Here is a 15,070-nt window from a genome sequence, read left to right as displayed (position 1 = left end):
TGGCGCGCCACGACATAACGGATTTATCGCCTGACAGGCGATAAAACGGGAAATGCCGGATAGAACCGAAACCCGTCCGGCATCACTCCCGCACGATCAGCCGCGGGCGCGGGCCGTCTCGCGACGGTTGGCCTGCATGAGCGCCTCGACCAGCTCCGCCTTCGTCATCCGCGAGCGCCCCCGGATCTCCAGGCGCCGCGCGAGCTCGAGCAGGTGCTGCTTCGAGGCGTTGGCGTCCACGCCCTCGGCGGTGCGCCGCGGCCGGTTGCGCGCCGCGGCGCCGTGCTGCGCGGCCTGAGCGTCGCTCGGGCCGGCCTCGTCCTTGGGCTCCCAGTGGTCGCCGACCTTCTCGTACGTGTGCTTGAGCGCCGAGAAGGCCGTGCGGTGCGCCCGCTCGCCGTCGCCGTACTGCTCGGCGGCGGAGTCGTGGGTCTGCTGCCAGGTCGCCTGCGCGTGCCTGTCCGAGCGGCGCAGGGTGGCGGGCAGATCCGAGGGGCGCGGCCTACGGGGAGCCATCGGTCACCAGTCCTTCATCCAGGGCAGCTGGGCGTCCAGCCAGTCGTTGAGCCGGGCGACCTGGTCGACGTCGCTGTCGAGCCAGCTGACCTGGCCGGTCATGGCGAGGATGCCGAAGACCACGGCGGCCCCGCTGATCAGCACGCCGAGCGTCCCGAGCCCGCGGCCGGCCACGTTGGGCCGCACTCCGGCGATGATGCCGCCGAACGAGAACAGCAGCCCGAGCGCGCCGACGGGGATCGCCCACGGCGCGAGCAGCCCGGTCAGCGCCGCCGCGACGCCCGCGACTCCCAGCATGACGCCGAGCGTGGCGAGCAGGCTCACCCGCGCGGGGGCCTGGCGGACGGGTACGGGCTCGACCACCGGCTCCGGCGCTGCGGCCGGCTCGCGGTCGATCGTGCGGCGCATGGCGGCCGTGTCGCTCTCGCGGTCCATGACCCCGGCGGCGGGGATGGCGCCCGTGGTCCTGGCCTCGGTCTTGGGCTCGGTCATCGCCTCGGTGCGGTCGTCCACACCGTCGCCGTCCTTGTCGTGCCGACGCCCGAGGCGCCAGGTGCGCGTCTCGCCGGCCACCTCGGCGCGGTCGTCCACGCCGTCACGGTCGCGGTCGACGACCGGCCGCTGGGTACGGTCGTCCACGCCGTCACGGTCGCGGTCGACGACCGGCCGCTCGGCGCGGTCGTCGATGCCGTCGCCGTCCCGGTCGGTCACGCTCCCGCGTCCGCCGAACAGCTGCCCGATGCGTGCCACTGTGTGCTCACCTCCTGCGAAGCGCCCGGTCCGGCACACCGGGGGGTTTCGGCGTGCGGCATATCGGGCGGATAGCCATCGGCTACCCAGGCACACCGATTTCCAATCGAGGGTGAGCCCGTTTGGGGGGATTTCACCCGGGTACGTGCGCCTTTATGGAAGCCATGCAGCGAGGCAACACGAAGCACGGAGTGGCCCTCGACGAGCGGCTCCGGCGCGAGGACGAGATCGAGGCCCGCCGGGTCGATCCGGGGGGCGAGGGAGACCGCACCGGCGGGGCCCCCGTCGGCATGACGCCGGACGAGGTCGAGGGCAGGAGCAATCTCGGACGGTACATCCCGAAGAGCAGCCTCCCCGGAGACCGCGACGCGCTCCTGGCCGGCGCGACGGGGCTGAGCGCGCCCGACGAGGTGCTGGACGCGCTGCGCGCGCTGCCGGCCCGGACGCGGTTCGAGACGGTCAATCAGGTGTGGGCCGCGCTGGGCGGCCGGAACGAGGATCCGGCGCGGCGGCCGTAGCCGGGGCCGGGCCGGGCTGCTGTGGTTCCCGCGGCGGCCCGGAGGGCGGCGACGGGCGAACGGTCCACCAGCGCATGACGCGTTCCTTCGTCGGAGATGGTCAATCCCCGGGGCCCGCACGCCCCGGGGATTGCGTCTGTGGGTGCCCGCCTCAGTCGGCGAGGATGGCGTAGAGCTTGCGCCGGGTCTCGGTGAGGACCTCGAGCGCCTGGGCCCGCTGCTCGCTGGTGCCGTTGAAGCCCACCTGGCGCAGCGCGTCCATGATGCCGAACGCGGCGTCGCGGAACTCCTGGGCCTGCGAGACGTTCTCGTCGCCGTACTCCTGCCAGGGCGCGTTCTGCGCGGCCGTCTCGGCCTCGGGGCGGCCCGTGTCGGTGAGCACGAAGCGCTTGCGGCCCCCGCTCTCCTCGGCGACGATCAGCCCCTCGTCCTCGAGCATCTGCAGCGTGGGGTACACCGACCCCGGGCTCGGCCGCCAGATGCCGCCGGTGCGCTGCTCGAGCTCCTGGATCATCTCGTACCCGTGCATCGGGCGCTCGTGCAGCAGCGCCAGCACCGCGTTGCGCACGTTGGGCCGGCCCCCGCGGGAGCGCCCCCGTCCGTGGCCGCCGTGCCCGTGCCCGCCGCGGCCCCAGCCGCCGCCGCGTCCGCCCTCGGGCGGGAAGGGCGGGATGAAGCTGCCGAACCCGCGCTGCCAGGTCCCTGTGTCGAACATTCCGTGTCGCGACCTCATGTCGCATCCCCCATATCGTCGGATCGTATCGCTGATACTTCGACGATATATCGGGAACCTATCGCCGACAACCCCTCCCGATAGTGGCCCCGGCAACATGGCACAACATCCGGCATAAGACCTGTCGGGGTATAAATCCGATATGTCGTGGCGCGCCAGCGCCCGACATATCGCGCCAAAAGGCCCGCGGCGCCGGGACGCCACGGGCCTTGGGCAGAGCCGAAGTCAGAGCACGATCACCGTGCGCAGCACCTCGCCGCGCTCCATCTTGTGGAACGCGTCCTCGACGTCGCCGAGGCCGCCGGTCTCCGTCACGAACTTGTCCAGCGGCAACCGGCCCTGCAGGTGCAGGTCCACGAGCATGGGGAAGTCGCGGGAGGGCAGGCAGTCGCCGTACCAGCTCGACTTCAGCGCCCCGCCCCGGCCGAAGACCTCCAGGAACGGCAGCGTGAGCTGCATGTCGGGGCGCGGCACGCCGACGAGGACCACGGTGCCGGCCAGGTCGCGGGCGAAGAAGGCCTGCTCGTACACCTGCGGCGACCCCACCGCCTCGACGACCACGTCGGCGCCGTGGCCGCCGGTCAGGGCCCGGATCGCCTCGACCGGGTCCGTCTCGCGCGAGTTGATCACGTGGGTCGCGCCGAACTCGGTGGCCCAGTTGAGCTTGCGCACGTCCACGTCCACGCCGATGATCGTCGACGCGCCGGCCAGACGGGCGCCGGCGATGGCCGCGTTGCCCACCCCGCCGCAGCCGAAGACGGCCACGGAGTCGCCGCGCCCGACGTTGCCGGTGTTGACGGCGGCGCCGATGCCGGCCATGACGCCGCAGCCGAGCAGCCCCGCGACCGTGGCGGGGGCCCGCGGGTCGACCTTCGTGCACTGGCCGGCGGCGACCAGCGTGTGCTTGAGGAAGGCGCCGATGCCCAGGGCGGGGGACAGCGGCGTGCCGTCGGCCAGCGTCATCTTCTGCTTGGCGTTGTGGGTGTTGAAGCAGTACCACGGACGCCCGCGCAGGCACGCGCGGCACTGCCCGCACACGGCGCGCCAGTTGAGGATCACGAAGTCGCCGGGGGCCACGTCGGTCACGCCGGGGCCGACGGACTCGACGATGCCCGCGGCCTCGTGCCCGAGCAGGAACGGGAAGTCGTCGCTGATGCCGCCCTCGCGATAGTGCAGGTCGGTGTGGCAGACGCCGCAGGCCTGCACCTCGACCCGCGCCTCACCGGGTCCGGGCTCCGGGACGATGATGGTTTCCAAGCTGACCGGCCGGCCCTTGCCGAGGGCGACCACGCCTTGCGTCTCGATAGGCATAACTGAGGTCCTACCATGCCTTCCATGAGTGCGGAGGAACTGCGGCGCGTTGCGAAGGACAGTTTCGGCTGGGAGCGTCTGCGCGACGAGCAGCTGCGGGCGATGGAGGCGCTCATGGCGGGCCGCGACGCCCTCGCCGTGCTGCCGACCGGCGCGGGCAAGTCCGCCATCTACCAGGTGCCGGCCCCGCTGCTGCCCGGGCCGACGATCGTCGTCTCGCCGCTGCTCGCGCTGCAGCAGGACCAGATCGCCTCGCTGACCGCGCGCAACCAGGAGGAGCTCGTCGCCGTGCGGCTGTCCTCCGCCGAGGGCAAGACCGAGCGCGCGGAGGCGCTGGAGTCGCTGCGCAAGGGCGACGCCGAGTTCGTCTTCCTCACTCCCGAGCAGTTCGCCGACCCGGCCCGCGTCGCGCAGATCAAGGCGCTCAAGCCCAGCCTGGTCGCGGTCGACGAGGCGCACTGCGTCTCCGCGTGGGGCCACGACTTCCGGCCGGACTACCTGCAGCTCGGCCAGTTCATCCGCGAGCTCGGCCGCCCGCCGATCGTGGCGCTGACCGCGACCGCCTCGCCGCCGGTGCGCGAGGACATCATCGAGCGCCTGGGCCTGCGCGACCCGGAGGTCGTGGTCACCGGCCTGGACCGCCCCAATCTGTACCTGGAGTCGGTGCACTGCCCCGACGAGGAGACGCGCCTGCGCCGCCTCATCGCCCGGGTGCGGGAGTCCGCCCCGCCCGGCATCATCTACGCGCCGACCCGCCGCGCCACCGAGGAGCTGGCGGAGAAGCTCGGCCACGAGGGCATCCCGGCCGTCGCCTACCACGGCGGCATGAGCGCCGGCGAGCGCGAGCGGGCCCACGAGGCGTTCCTCGCCGACGAGGTGCCGATCATGGTGGCCACCACCGCGTTCGGGATGGGCATCGACAAGCCCAACATCCGCTGGGTCAACCACGTGTCGCTGCCGGACTCGCCGGACTCCTACCTGCAGGAGATCGGCCGCGCCGGGCGCGACGGGCAACCGGCGAACGTCCTGCTGCTGCACCGTACCGAGGACACCGGTCTTCGGAAGTTCTTCACCAACGTCTCCGTCGACCGCGACGAGGTCGCCTCGCTCGCGGCCCTGCTGCGGGCCGCGAAGGAGCCGATGACCCGCGACGAGCTGGAGGAGCGCACCGGGCTCGGCGAGCGCCGGCTCGGGCAGCTGCTCGCCCTGCTGGAGGAGGTCGGCGGCGCGCGGATGCTGCACGGGGGCAAGGTGAAGGCCCCGCGCTGGGCGCCGACGCCGGCCAAGGCCGCCGAGCTGGCCGAGGCGCAGGCCGAGCGGCAGCAGACGACGTCGCGCTCGCGGCTGGACATGATGCGCAACTTCGCCGAGACCGAGCAGTGCCGCGGCCGCACGCTGCTGGCCTACTTCGGCGAGCACCTCGAGGGCATCTGCGGGCACTGCGACAACTGCACCGACGGCAGCGCGGCCGCGGGGCTGGCCGCGGCGCAGGACGCGCCGTTCCCCATCCACGCCGAGGTCCGCCACGGCGAGTGGGGCAAGGGCGTCGTGCTCTCCTACGCCGGCGAGCAGATGACGGTGCTGTTCGAGCAGGTCGGGTACAAGACCCTGTCCGTTCCCGTGGTCAGGCAGCACCGGCTGCTGCGGAAGGCGTAGCGCCGCGCAGCACCCCGCCCGAGGCCGTGAGCACCTCGTCGAGGTCGGCGGCCGGCAGCGGGCGGGAGAAGTGGAAGCCCTGCGCCTGCGGGCAGTCCAGCTGGCGCAGGCGCTCGGCCTGCTCCGGCGTCTCGACCGCCTCGGCGATGGAGGACAGCCGCAGGCTGTTGCCCAGCTCGACGATCGCGCGGGTGAACGCGAGCTCCTCGGCCATCCCGCCGCCGGGCGTGAACGCGCGGTCGATCTTGAGGATGTCGACCGGCAGGTGGCGCAGGTAGGCCAGCGAGGAGTACCCGGTCCCGAAGTCGTCCACGGCGACGCGCACGCCCTCGGCCCGCAGCCGGGTGAGCGTCGCCGTCACGTCGTCGGCCCCGGACCCGCTCGCCCCGGCGCTCACCAGCACGGTCTCGGTGATCTCCATGATCAGCGCCGTTCCGGGCAGCCCGGCGTCGCGCAGTGCCCCGATCACGGTCTGCGCGAAGCCCGCCTCGCGCAGCTGGCGGCCGGAGACGTTCACGGTGACCGCGATGCCGAAGCGCTCGTACCACGTGCGCACGTCCCGGCACGCCCGCCGCAGCACCCAGGTGCCGATGGGCACGATCAGGCCGTACTGCTCGGCGACCGGGATGAAGTCCAGCGGCGGCACCGCCACGCCGTCGCGGTTCCAGCGCAGCAGCGCCTCGACCGCGGTCACCCGCCCGGTCGCGAGATCCACCACCGGCTGGTAGTTGACCGTGAACTCCTCGGCCGCGATGGCCCGGCGCAGGTCGGCGGCGATGCGCAGGTGCTCGGTGCGCTCGCTGGCCAGCCGCTCCTCGTACGCGGCGAGCTGGTTCTTGCCGGCCGCCTTGGCCGCGTACAGGGCCAGGTCGGCGTTGCGCAGCGCCTCCGACGGCGTCGCGGGCGCGGCGAAGAGCAGCGACCCGACGCTCGCGGTGACCGTCAGCTCGCGCTCGTGCACGGTGACGGGCCGGCCGAGCTCGTCGATGATCCGCCGCCCGGCCGCCGCGACCCGCTCGGCGTCGGCGTCCTCCATGAGGACGGCGAACTCGTCCCCGCCGAGGCGGGCCAGCGTGTCCGACACGCGCACGATCCCGACGAGGCGCGCCGCGACCTCGATCAGCAGCGCGTCGCCGGCCGGGTGGCCGTACGAGTCGTTGACGTCCTTGAAGCCGTCCAGGTCCAGCAGCAGCAGGCCGTGCGCGGCGCTGGTGCGGGTGAGCGCGTGCTCGAGCCGCTCCTGCAGCAACGCGCGGTTGCCGAGCCCGGTGAGCGCGTCGTGCAGCGCGCGGTGCGTGAGTTGCTGCCGGAGGGTGTCCTGTTCGCGCAGCGCCTCGCCGAGCGCGACGGCGTGGGCGTCGAGCTCGAGCACCCGGCGGTTGGCGAAGCGCACGAGCTGGCTGAGCCGGGCGATGAGCAGCACCGAGGTGACCACGGAGGTGGCCAGCGGGACGATCACCCACCAGCGCGACGGCAGCGGCCGGGCGACGAGCAGCATGGTGATCGCGACCGCGGGGCCGACGAGGGCCAGCACGGAGTACACGTAGACCCGATGGCGCGGGATGACGTGCTGCGCGCGCTCGGGCCGGCCGGCCGCCCCGGCCATCGAGGGGTGCAGGGCGGCGGTGCCGATGAGGGTGTACGCGCACAGATAGAGCACCGTCGAGAGGCTGTCCCCGCTCGTCCCGCCGGTCCAGGCGACGGCGGCGTAGTAGACCACGTCGCCGGCGATGACCGTGGCCAGTGCGAGCGACACCAGGGCGTGCGCGGGGCTGCGCACGGCCGCGGTGAAGATCATGCGCGCGGCGAGCACGACGAGGATCAGGTCGATCGTGATGTACGTCAGGTGGCTGGCCAGATGCGCGGCGTCCAGGCGCCGCTCGAAGACCAGCGGGTGCACGACGAACGTCCAGGACAGCGCGGCCACCCCGGACGCGACGATCCCGGAGTCGATGAACCGCTCGGCGCGCGGGCGGGCCGGGTCGGGCCGCACCCAGCCGAGGGTGCCCAGGGCCATGAGGAGATAGGAGGCGAGGAACGGCAGGTCCTTCCAGGCCGGGAAGGTGAGCCGGCCCATGAGGACGATCTGGACCGCGTAGAGCACCGCGGCGCCCACCGAGCACCACAGCGTGGCGGCGAAGAGTCTCCAGCTGCGCCGCTCGGCCGGGCGGTAGCGGCGCATCCCGGCGGTGACGGCCACGGCGGCCGCGACCCCGACGAGCGTGTAGAGCCCCTGGCGCGCCATGACCGGCAGGAACCCGCCGACCGCGACGGCGCCGAGCCCGAGGCCCGCGTACCAGCGCCAGGCGGCCATCGTTCTCCCTGCGGTTGGGGCTTTTGTCCGTTATGTTCGTCACGGGGCATCGGCTGTGTTCCTATCGGCAGCCGATGACGCGGACGTGAGGATTCGCGCGGGGGCGCGGGGGTAGGGGGCGGCGATGAAGGTGGCACTCCTCGGACCGATCGCCTGGCGCACGCCCCCGCGGGCGTACGGGCCGTGGGAGCAGGTCGTCTCGCTGCTGGCCGAGGGCCTGGTCGCCCGCGGCGTGGACGTCACGCTCTTCGCGAGCCTCGACTCCGTCACCACCGCCCGCCTCGACGGCGTGGTGCGCCGGCCGTACAACGAGGACGCGAGCTACGACGGGCGCGTCTGGGAGGCCATCCACATCGCCCGCTGCTTCGAGCGCAGCGGCGAGTTCGACCTGGTGCACAACAACCTCGACTGGCTGCCGCTGGCGATGAGCGGCTTCTGCCGCAGCCGGCTGCTGACCACCGTGCACGGCTTCTGCTCGCCGGCGATCCTGCCCGCGTACCAGCGCGCGCGGTCGGCCTTCGTCTCGATCTCCGACGCCGACCGGGGGCCGGGGCTGGACTACGCCGCCACGATCTACCACGGCATCGACGTGCGCCAGTTCCCGTTCCAGCCGGCGCCGGGGGAGACGCTGGTGGCCTTCGGCCGCATCCACCCGGACAAGGGCACCGCCGAGGCCGTGCGGATCGCCCGCGCGACCGGGCGCCGGCTGCTGATCTGCGGCCCGATCCATGACGAGGTGTACCACGAGCGGGAGGTGCTGCCGCACGTCGACGGCGAGCAGATCGTCTACGGCGGCAACGTCGGGCCGGCCGAGCGGGCCGGGATCCTGGGCTCCGCCGCGGCGCTGCTGCACCCGATCGGGTTCGCCGAGCCGTTCGGGCTCTCGGTGGTCGAGGCGATGGCGTGCGGTACGCCGGTCGTCGCCTATCCGCTCGGCTCGATGCCCGAGATCGTCGACGAGGGGGTCACCGGCTACCTGGCCGCGGACGCCGCCGAGGCGGCCGGGGTGCTCGACGACGCGCTGAAGCTGGACCGGGCCCGGGTGCGCGCCCGGGCGCTCGAGCGCTTCTCGGCCGACCGCATGGTGGACGACTATCTGGCGCTCTACCGGCGAATGCTGGGCTGAATCCCTCAAGGGTTCCCGGCGGTGGCCGACCTTCACAGTGTGCGGCGCCCGCGGCTTTCGACGCGGTAACGCGGACGGCTCGGCTCCGGCAGCGACGTGGCAGGCTGCCGGAGCCGATGCCTTCCCGTTCCCGGTTCCGGCTCCCTTTCCGTGATCGAAAGCTGGCGTTGCGTCACCGGTATCCCTAAGCTCTGCGGGGCGGAGGGATACTGTGAGTACTGTCGATGTCACCGAGCGGCTCGACCTCGTCGGGCAACTGATCGTGGGCTGGGACTTCCCGGGCGCCCGGACCGAGGTCCAGCGCCTGCTCGACGAGCCCGGCCTGTCCGACGACGACCGGCTCACCGCGCGCCGGTTCCTGGCCGAGGTGCTGCGCGAGCTCGGCGAGCTCGACGCCGCCTACGACCTCGCCGAGGCGGTCGCGAGCCAGGCCGAGCGGCGCTACGGTCAGACGCACCCGCGCACGGTGCACGCGGTCGCGGTGCTGGCCGCCGTCCGCCACGACTACGACGAGTGGGACGAGGCCGAGCGGCTCTACCACCGCGTGCTCGACAGCGGCGTGGACGAGGACGGCCCGGACCCGGCCGCCCGGGCCGTGCGCCTGGCCCGGGTCAACCTGGCCCTGCTCCAGCGCGACCGGGGCGAGACCACCTCGGCCCTGGCCCTGCTCAACGCCGCGTACGTGATCCATCGGCGGGAGTACGGCGCGGAGGACCTCGACACGATCCGCATCGCGGCGGAGCTGGCGGCGCTGCTGTACGCCACCGGCGACGTGCTGCAGGCGCGCCGGCTGTTCACGCTCGCGCACGCGGCCGCCCGGGCGCGGCTCGGCACCCGGCACCCGTTCACGAAGGCCGTGGAGTGGGAGCTGGCCGCCGTCGAGCCGCCCATGCCCTCGGCGCCCATCTCGATGCCCCCGCCGCCGGTGGTCGTCGACCCGGTGGTGCCCGCCCCTCCCGTCCCTCCCGCGCCTCCCGCACCGGTGCGCCGGGCTCCCGCGCGCCCAGTTCCCGCACGCCCGGCTCCAGCACCTCCGGCTCCGGCGTCGCGGGAGCCGTCGTCGCTGCGGTCGGTGTGGCCGCTGTTATGCCTGGTCGTGCTGCTCGCGGCGGTGTTCGCGGGGCTGCTGGTGTGGCACCACGAGGGGCCGCCGGACCCGTTCGCGGCCGGGCCGACCTCGGCCGCCTCCTCCGCCGCCCCGTTCGCCGTCGCCGGCCTGCGCATCGAGGACGGCGGCCGGGAGCTGACCGTCACCTGGGCCGCGCTGCCGGTGAGCGTGGTGATCGCGCTCTCCCGCGCGGGCGGCCCCGCCGCCGTCCTCGGCACCCTCCCGCCCGGCACCGCCGAGTACGTGGTGCGCGACGTCGACCCCGCCGCGGCCTACTGCGTGGTCCTCGGCCCCGTCGACGAGGCGGTCTCGATCACGCCCGCCACGTCAGCGTGCACGGCCGGTCGCGGATAGTTTCCGACCCGGCGGTGCGCGTAACGCAAGGTTCGCCGGGTATAGTCGCGGCGATGCGGCTTACAGACCGGACCCTCAATCTGCTGCCGGAGCAAGTGGCCTCGCTGCTGCGCAAGCGGCGCGAGACGGTGAAGTTCATCATCGTCGGCGGCTTCTGCTACGTGGTCAGCCTGGTCCTCAACTACGGGCTGCGGCTGACGGTGATGGAGCACAAGCCGGTCACCGCACTGACGATCGCCAATGTCATCGCGACGGTGGTCTCGTATTTCCTCAACCGCGAATGGTCGTTCCGCACGCGCGGCGGCCGGCGGCGGCACCACGAGATGCTGCTGTACACCGTGGTGAACGGCATCGGCGTGGCGCTCAACTCGGCGCCGCTGTGGGTGGCGCAGTACATCTTCGGTCTGCACACGCCGAACGTGAGCCCGGCGGTCGAAGAGGTCTCGGACTTCATCTTCGGCATGGTCATCGGCGTGGCCGTGGCCATGGTGTTCCGCCTGTGGGCCTACCGGGTCTGGGTGTTCCCGCACGACGACGTGCGGCCGGCGCCGAAGCGCTACGAGGTCCCGTCGCAGACCGCGTCCGTCCCGGCTCCGTCGTCCGCCTCGGACACTTCGAACGCCTGACGCTTTCATGTGCGCCTCGGTCTCTGGCGCCGCTGTCTCGCGCTTCGGTCCTGTTTCGCGCCCCGGTCCTGGGCGCTGCTGTCTCGCGCTTCGGCCCTGTCTCGCTTCGGTCCTGTTTCGCGCTTCGGTCAGAACACGATGTGGTCGCTGTCCGGCTCGGCCGGGGCACCCAGCATCTCGTGGACACCCGCGATGCGCAGCTGCCGGTGCACGAACGGACTGGCCCGCCACACCACCACGCGCACGCCCTCGGCCCCGGCCTCCCGCTGCGCCGCGACGAGGGCCCCGACGGCCGCCGAGTCCAGGAACGTCACCAGGCCCAGATCCACGCGCAGTGAGCTCGGCCGCCGGTCGGTCGCGGCCGACACGATTTCCTGACGCAGCGTGGCCGCGTTGCTGTGGTCGATCTCGCCCCGGACGGAGAGTACGGTCGATCCGTCCATCACGACGTTGATCGTCACCGACATACTCATGGCGCACCCCAGCTTGTCACGCGATCAGCATAAAAGCACTTCGGGTCGTGCGCAGCGGGCGGCGTGCCAAGGTTCACCGGTGCGAGCGTCGGTGGCCGCCGAATTCCTCCGTAGCCGTGCGTGACCATGCACGCAGCGTGGTCGAGCCGCGGTAACTCCGGCGTTCTCATCTCCGGCGCGGACCTGCGTCGGCCCGGCTTCACCTGGGCGGCAACGGCCCGCCGCCCCCGCGCGCGGCTCAGAACTTCGGCTTCGGCGGTTCGCCGGGGATGTGATCCGGACAGTGCAGCCGCAGCTCGCGATACCCGAACGGCGCGTCGACGAACCAGCAGTGATGCGGCGCAGGCGTGCCGGGATGCCGGTACCCGTCGAAGAACCGGCACGACAGGCACATCCGGGTGACGGGAATGCTGCCCTGCTGCTGCATCAACCCGATCTTCGCCGTGACCATGCGCAGCAGCCGCGCCTGCTGGCCGTCGCTCAACCCCTCGACCTCGCCCAGCAGCTGATCGGCCCAGTTGGCGGGCGCCGGCGTGGTGGACAGCCCCCGGTCGGTGGCGGCCACGCGCATGTCCCGCGCCGCGTACGAGGGCGCGGGCCGCATCTCGACCAGCCCCTCGGCGATGAGCGGCGAGAGCAACGCCATCGTGGCGGCCACGGTGGCACCGAGATCCCCGGCGAGGTCGGACAGCCGGTACTCCCGGTCCCGCCGCCCGAGCAGCAACATCACCTGGCGGTGCGCGGGCGGCAACCCGTGCGCGGGCTCGGGCCCGTCAACGGGCGCCATGACGGCAACCCGGACCAAACCGGCGACGAGCTTCTGGGCCTGCGCTTCCATCGGCACGGGGCAACCTCCAACATTCAGCACCCTAGTCCCGCACGTCGATCCATGGGAACGAGACAGATGAAAATGTCGCACCAACGACGGAGTGCTGCTCGGGATGCCCGCCCGAAGCCGCGCGACCACGCAGCCGGCGACCGCGGACCGCCGCAGGTTCGCCAGGGCGGCCGAGGGGGGCGCCGGACACGGGGCGACCGGCCCGGTGCCGCTTTGGACAGAAAGAGCCTGCGGAATACGCAATCCCGCCCCTGCGAGCCGTCTTTCTGGGTGCCCGCTTCCTGGGCGTTGTCTCCTTGCGCGAAATCCGATTTTCCCGAAACGTCGGACCAAAAGGCGTAGGCTCTGCGCACCAGGCAAGGTGCAACGGGGGTTACGAATGCGGGTAGCACGGGTGGTTGCGTCAGCGGCGGTGCTGCTGGCGGCGGTCGGCGCGGGCGAGGCGGCGGCGCCCGGAAGCGCGCTCGCGGCCCCCGAGGCGCAGAACGCGAAGACGATCCGTCTGGTGCTGACCGTGGCCAAGGGCGAATCGACCAAGCCCGCACAGCGCCGCGCGTCGCTGACCTGCCAGCCCGCCGGGGGCAGTCACCGCCAGGCCCGCAACGCCTGCCAGCAGCTCGCCAAGGTCGGCGGCCGGATCGACAAGCTCCAGAGCGACGGCGGTATGTGCATGATGCTGTGGGACCCGGTGACGGTGACCGCGAACGGCACGTGGAAGGGCCGCAAGGTCGCCTACACCCATACCTTCAGCAACGCCTGCACGCTGAGCACGACCACCGGCTCCGTCTTCAGCCTCTGAGCCCGGCCCACAACCGCCACCGGCCGGGCCCGCGCCCGGCCGGCGGGTGTCGGACCAGAGCGCTCACAATGACGGCTCGCTCCTGAGCCCAACACTCCCGCGCGCATGCACACCGCGCACACCGCGAGCCAGGGCAGGTCGACGCCGCCGGCGACGAGGGTGGGCGCGAGGTCCGAGGCGCCGGGGGCGTGGCGGCGCGCCACACACTCGCACCCGCACCCCACCCGCACCCGCACCCGCACCCGCACCCGCACTCGCGCCGAGCCTTGAACTCAGCCCTTGAAGACGCCCAGCTGCTTGAAGTCGTGATTCGGGAAGATGGCCGCCGAGTCGCCGACGCCGAAGCGCTTCTTCAGCATCTCGGCCAGGATGTCGCGGTAGTCGTTCGCGCCGGCCACGTCGCCCTGGTCCAGCGACGACGGGGACAGGCCGGGCCAGTTGCCGTGGACCTTGCCGCCGTTGAGACCACCACCGAAGAGCAGCATCGCGTTGCCGTGTCCGTGGTCGACGCCCACGTTGCCGTTCTCCTGCACGCGCCGGCCGAACTCGCTCATCGTGATGATGGTCGTGTTGTCCAGCAGCGGCCCGATGTCGGTGCAGAACGCGCCGATCGCGTCGGACAGGTTCGTCAGCGAGTTCTTCATGTCGCCGCCGTCGACGCGGCCCAGGTTGGTGTGCATGTCCCAGCCGCCGACGTCGAGCGCCGCGATGCGCAGGCCGACGCCCGCCTTGAGCAGCTGAGCGATGTCGCGCAGACGGTCGGCCAGGCCGCCGCCGGGGTACTGGACACCTTCCGCCGGCCGGTACTGCGTGTTCGCGAGCTTCTGCGCGGTCGAGATCGCCTGCAGCGTCGAGCCCGCCGTCCCCGCCAGCGGATGGTCCAGCCCGGTGTACAGCGTCTTGAGCGCATCCATCGTCTGCGTGCGCATGTTGTCGTTGTCGATGCGGAAGTCGCGCATGCCGTTGAGCACGATCGCCTGCTCGCCGCCGACGAGTGAGCGCGGCAGCGCCGAGCCCTGCGCGATCGCGCGGAACGTGGTGCCGGGGCCCATCTGCGCGAGCACGCGGTCGAGCCAGCCGGTGCGGACCGCGACCGAGGCGGCCCCGCGCTCGAGAGCGTCCTGGGCCTGGAAGTGGCTGCGGGAAGCGTCCGGCGAGGCGACCGCGTGTACCGCCGCCATCTTCCCCGCGTCCCAGAGGGGATACAGCGAGGTCATCGCCGGATTCAGCCCGAAGCCGCGCCCGGCCGCCTTCATCGAGGCCATCGGCACCGCGATGTTCGGCCGCATCTGCCGGTAGTTCGGGTCGTCGCCGGGCGCCACGACCGACAGGCCGTCCATGCCGCCGCGCAGGAAGATGACGATGAGCGTGTTCTTGTTGTCCTCGGGCGCGGCGAACGACACCCGGCTGGTCACCAGCTGTGTGCCGAGCGCGGCCACGCCGACGAAACCGGCGCCCTGCACGAGCCGGCGGCGGGTGAAGCCCTTGCTCCACTTGTCGCGCTCGGCCGCGAGTTCGTCGGTGACCTTCTCGGCGTGCACGCGAATGGCCGCCTCGCACAGGTTCGGCCCATGGCGATGCAGCTCTTCAAGGCTTTTCGGCCGCCGCTCGCCATCAGGCACTGAGCGATCGGACAGTGAGCGATCGTGCAGCGAACGATCGTGCAGTGAGCGATCGTTCGGCGAGCCGTCCCAAGCTGAGCGTTCGTGCGGCGAACGCTCAGAAAACGCGCGATCGCGCGAAGCGCCATCACCAAGTGAGCGTTCGTGCGGCAAACGCGCAGAAGACCCGCGATCGCGCGAAGCGCCATCACCAAGTGAGCGTTCGCGCATCGAGCGACCACGAGACGAACCGCCGGCCCCCGAGCCAGAAGCGAAACCCCCCGAAGCAGAGCCGTCCGAAGCAGAGCTGTCCAAAGCAAAACCGTCGGAAGCGGAGCCGTCAGGAA

Annotated in this window: 14 protein-coding genes; 6 read left to right on the top strand and 8 right to left on the bottom strand. The window is 72.3% G+C overall.

Annotated elements, in window-relative coordinates; translation table 11 throughout:
• Window positions 1-96 precede the first annotated feature (96 nt).
• Together AC6JBM_RS33605 and AC6JBM_RS33600 are read right to left on the bottom strand one after the other, a co-directional pair.
• The gene (locus AC6JBM_RS33605) at window positions 97-516 is read right to left on the bottom strand and encodes a ChaB family protein (protein ID WP_350615407.1); all 420 of its coding nucleotides are present in this window, start codon (window positions 514-516) and stop codon (window positions 97-99) included.
• 3 nt (window positions 517-519) lie between these two features.
• Complete coding sequence (locus AC6JBM_RS33600) at window positions 520-1,266, bottom strand: hypothetical protein (protein ID WP_497978024.1); 747 nt, start codon at window positions 1,264-1,266, stop codon at window positions 520-522.
• Between the two features lie 164 nt (window positions 1,267-1,430).
• On the opposite strand from AC6JBM_RS33600, the gene AC6JBM_RS33595 reads away from it, so the two are divergent.
• Window positions 1,431-1,784, top strand: a complete 354-nt coding sequence (locus AC6JBM_RS33595) for a DUF2795 domain-containing protein (RefSeq protein WP_497978023.1) — start codon at window positions 1,431-1,433, stop codon at window positions 1,782-1,784.
• A gap of 151 nt (window positions 1,785-1,935) precedes the next feature.
• On the opposite strand, the gene AC6JBM_RS33590 is transcribed toward AC6JBM_RS33595, so the two are convergent.
• On the bottom strand, window positions 1,936-2,499 hold the full coding sequence (locus tag AC6JBM_RS33590) for a PadR family transcriptional regulator (RefSeq protein ID WP_497978022.1): 564 nt from the start codon (window positions 2,497-2,499) through the stop codon (window positions 1,936-1,938).
• A 243-nt stretch (window positions 2,500-2,742) separates the two neighbouring features.
• On the bottom strand, window positions 2,743-3,828 hold the full coding sequence (locus tag AC6JBM_RS33585; RefSeq protein ID WP_497978021.1) for an S-(hydroxymethyl)mycothiol dehydrogenase: 1,086 nt from the start codon (window positions 3,826-3,828) through the stop codon (window positions 2,743-2,745).
• Window positions 3,829-3,852: 24 nt separating this feature from the next.
• On the opposite strand from AC6JBM_RS33585, the gene AC6JBM_RS33580 reads away from it, so the two are divergent.
• The gene (locus tag AC6JBM_RS33580) at window positions 3,853-5,484 is read left to right on the top strand and encodes a RecQ family ATP-dependent DNA helicase (RefSeq protein ID WP_497978020.1); all 1,632 of its coding nucleotides are present in this window, start codon (window positions 3,853-3,855) and stop codon (window positions 5,482-5,484) included.
• Here the strand turns inward: AC6JBM_RS33580 and AC6JBM_RS33575 are convergent.
• A complete protein-coding gene (locus tag AC6JBM_RS33575) occupies window positions 5,453-7,798 on the bottom strand; it encodes a putative bifunctional diguanylate cyclase/phosphodiesterase (RefSeq protein WP_497978019.1) in 2,346 nt (781 codons plus the stop codon). The two genes, AC6JBM_RS33580 and AC6JBM_RS33575, sit on opposite strands and share 32 nt — an antisense overlap.
• A 124-nt stretch (window positions 7,799-7,922) precedes the next feature.
• On the opposite strand from AC6JBM_RS33575, the gene AC6JBM_RS33570 reads away from it, so the two are divergent.
• From AC6JBM_RS33570 to AC6JBM_RS33560, 3 genes are all read left to right on the top strand, one after another.
• Window positions 7,923-8,924, top strand: coding sequence for a glycosyltransferase family 4 protein (locus tag AC6JBM_RS33570; protein WP_497978018.1), 1,002 nt, complete (start codon window positions 7,923-7,925; stop codon window positions 8,922-8,924).
• A 211-nt stretch (window positions 8,925-9,135) separates the two neighbouring features.
• Window positions 9,136-10,386, top strand: a complete 1,251-nt coding sequence (locus tag AC6JBM_RS33565) for a hypothetical protein (RefSeq protein ID WP_497978017.1) — start codon at window positions 9,136-9,138, stop codon at window positions 10,384-10,386.
• A 53-nt stretch (window positions 10,387-10,439) separates the two neighbouring features.
• On the top strand, window positions 10,440-11,012 hold the full coding sequence (locus AC6JBM_RS33560) for a GtrA family protein (protein ID WP_497978016.1): 573 nt from the start codon (window positions 10,440-10,442) through the stop codon (window positions 11,010-11,012).
• A 128-nt stretch (window positions 11,013-11,140) separates the two neighbouring features.
• On the opposite strand, the gene AC6JBM_RS33555 is transcribed toward AC6JBM_RS33560, so the two are convergent.
• Together AC6JBM_RS33555 and AC6JBM_RS33550 are read right to left on the bottom strand one after the other, a co-directional pair.
• Window positions 11,141-11,485, bottom strand: a complete 345-nt coding sequence (locus tag AC6JBM_RS33555) for an STAS domain-containing protein (RefSeq protein WP_497978015.1) — start codon at window positions 11,483-11,485, stop codon at window positions 11,141-11,143.
• Between the two features lie 238 nt (window positions 11,486-11,723).
• Window positions 11,724-12,329, bottom strand: a complete 606-nt coding sequence (locus tag AC6JBM_RS33550) for a winged helix DNA-binding protein (protein ID WP_497978014.1) — start codon at window positions 12,327-12,329, stop codon at window positions 11,724-11,726.
• Between the two features lie 406 nt (window positions 12,330-12,735).
• Here AC6JBM_RS33550 and AC6JBM_RS33545 point away from each other — a divergent pair, with 406 nt between their 5' ends.
• Window positions 12,736-13,122, top strand: coding sequence for a subtilase-type protease inhibitor (locus AC6JBM_RS33545; protein WP_497978013.1), 387 nt, complete (start codon window positions 12,736-12,738; stop codon window positions 13,120-13,122).
• A gap of 272 nt (window positions 13,123-13,394) precedes the next feature.
• Here the strand turns inward: AC6JBM_RS33545 and AC6JBM_RS33540 are convergent, their stop codons facing one another.
• Window positions 13,395-14,954 (bottom strand): DUF1501 domain-containing protein, encoded by a 1,560-nt coding sequence (locus AC6JBM_RS33540; protein ID WP_497978012.1) that lies wholly within the window; start codon window positions 14,952-14,954, stop codon window positions 13,395-13,397.
• Window positions 14,955-15,070: the final 116 nt, after the last annotated feature.

It is taken from the genome of Dactylosporangium thailandense (assembly GCF_059739745.1).
Note: the sequence above shows the minus strand (reverse complement) of the source record. Positions and strands in the feature narration are given on the sequence as shown.

Bases quoted from the DNA above. Each gene is read 5' to 3' on its own strand.
- AC6JBM_RS33580 (WP_497978020.1), top strand. From the start codon at position 3,853: ATGAGTGCGGAGGAACTGCGGCGCGTTGCGAAGGACAGTTTCGGCTGG.
- AC6JBM_RS33575 (WP_497978019.1), bottom strand. From the start codon at position 7,798: ATGGCCGCCTGGCGCTGGTACGCGGGCCTCGGGCTCGGCGCCGTCGCG.
- AC6JBM_RS33560 (WP_497978016.1), top strand. From the start codon at position 10,440: ATGCGGCTTACAGACCGGACCCTCAATCTGCTGCCGGAGCAAGTGGCC.
- AC6JBM_RS33570 (WP_497978018.1), top strand. From the start codon at position 7,923: ATGAAGGTGGCACTCCTCGGACCGATCGCCTGGCGCACGCCCCCGCGG.
- AC6JBM_RS33595 (WP_497978023.1), top strand. From the start codon at position 1,431: ATGCAGCGAGGCAACACGAAGCACGGAGTGGCCCTCGACGAGCGGCTC.
- AC6JBM_RS33555 (WP_497978015.1), bottom strand. From the start codon at position 11,485: ATGAGTATGTCGGTGACGATCAACGTCGTGATGGACGGATCGACCGTA.
- AC6JBM_RS33605 (WP_350615407.1), bottom strand. From the start codon at position 516: ATGGCTCCCCGTAGGCCGCGCCCCTCGGATCTGCCCGCCACCCTGCGC.
- AC6JBM_RS33590 (WP_497978022.1), bottom strand. From the start codon at position 2,499: ATGTTCGACACAGGGACCTGGCAGCGCGGGTTCGGCAGCTTCATCCCG.
- AC6JBM_RS33585 (WP_497978021.1), bottom strand. From the start codon at position 3,828: ATGCCTATCGAGACGCAAGGCGTGGTCGCCCTCGGCAAGGGCCGGCCG.
- AC6JBM_RS33540 (WP_497978012.1), bottom strand. From the start codon at position 14,954: ATGCGCGAACGCTCACTTGGTGATGGCGCTTCGCGCGATCGCGGGTCT.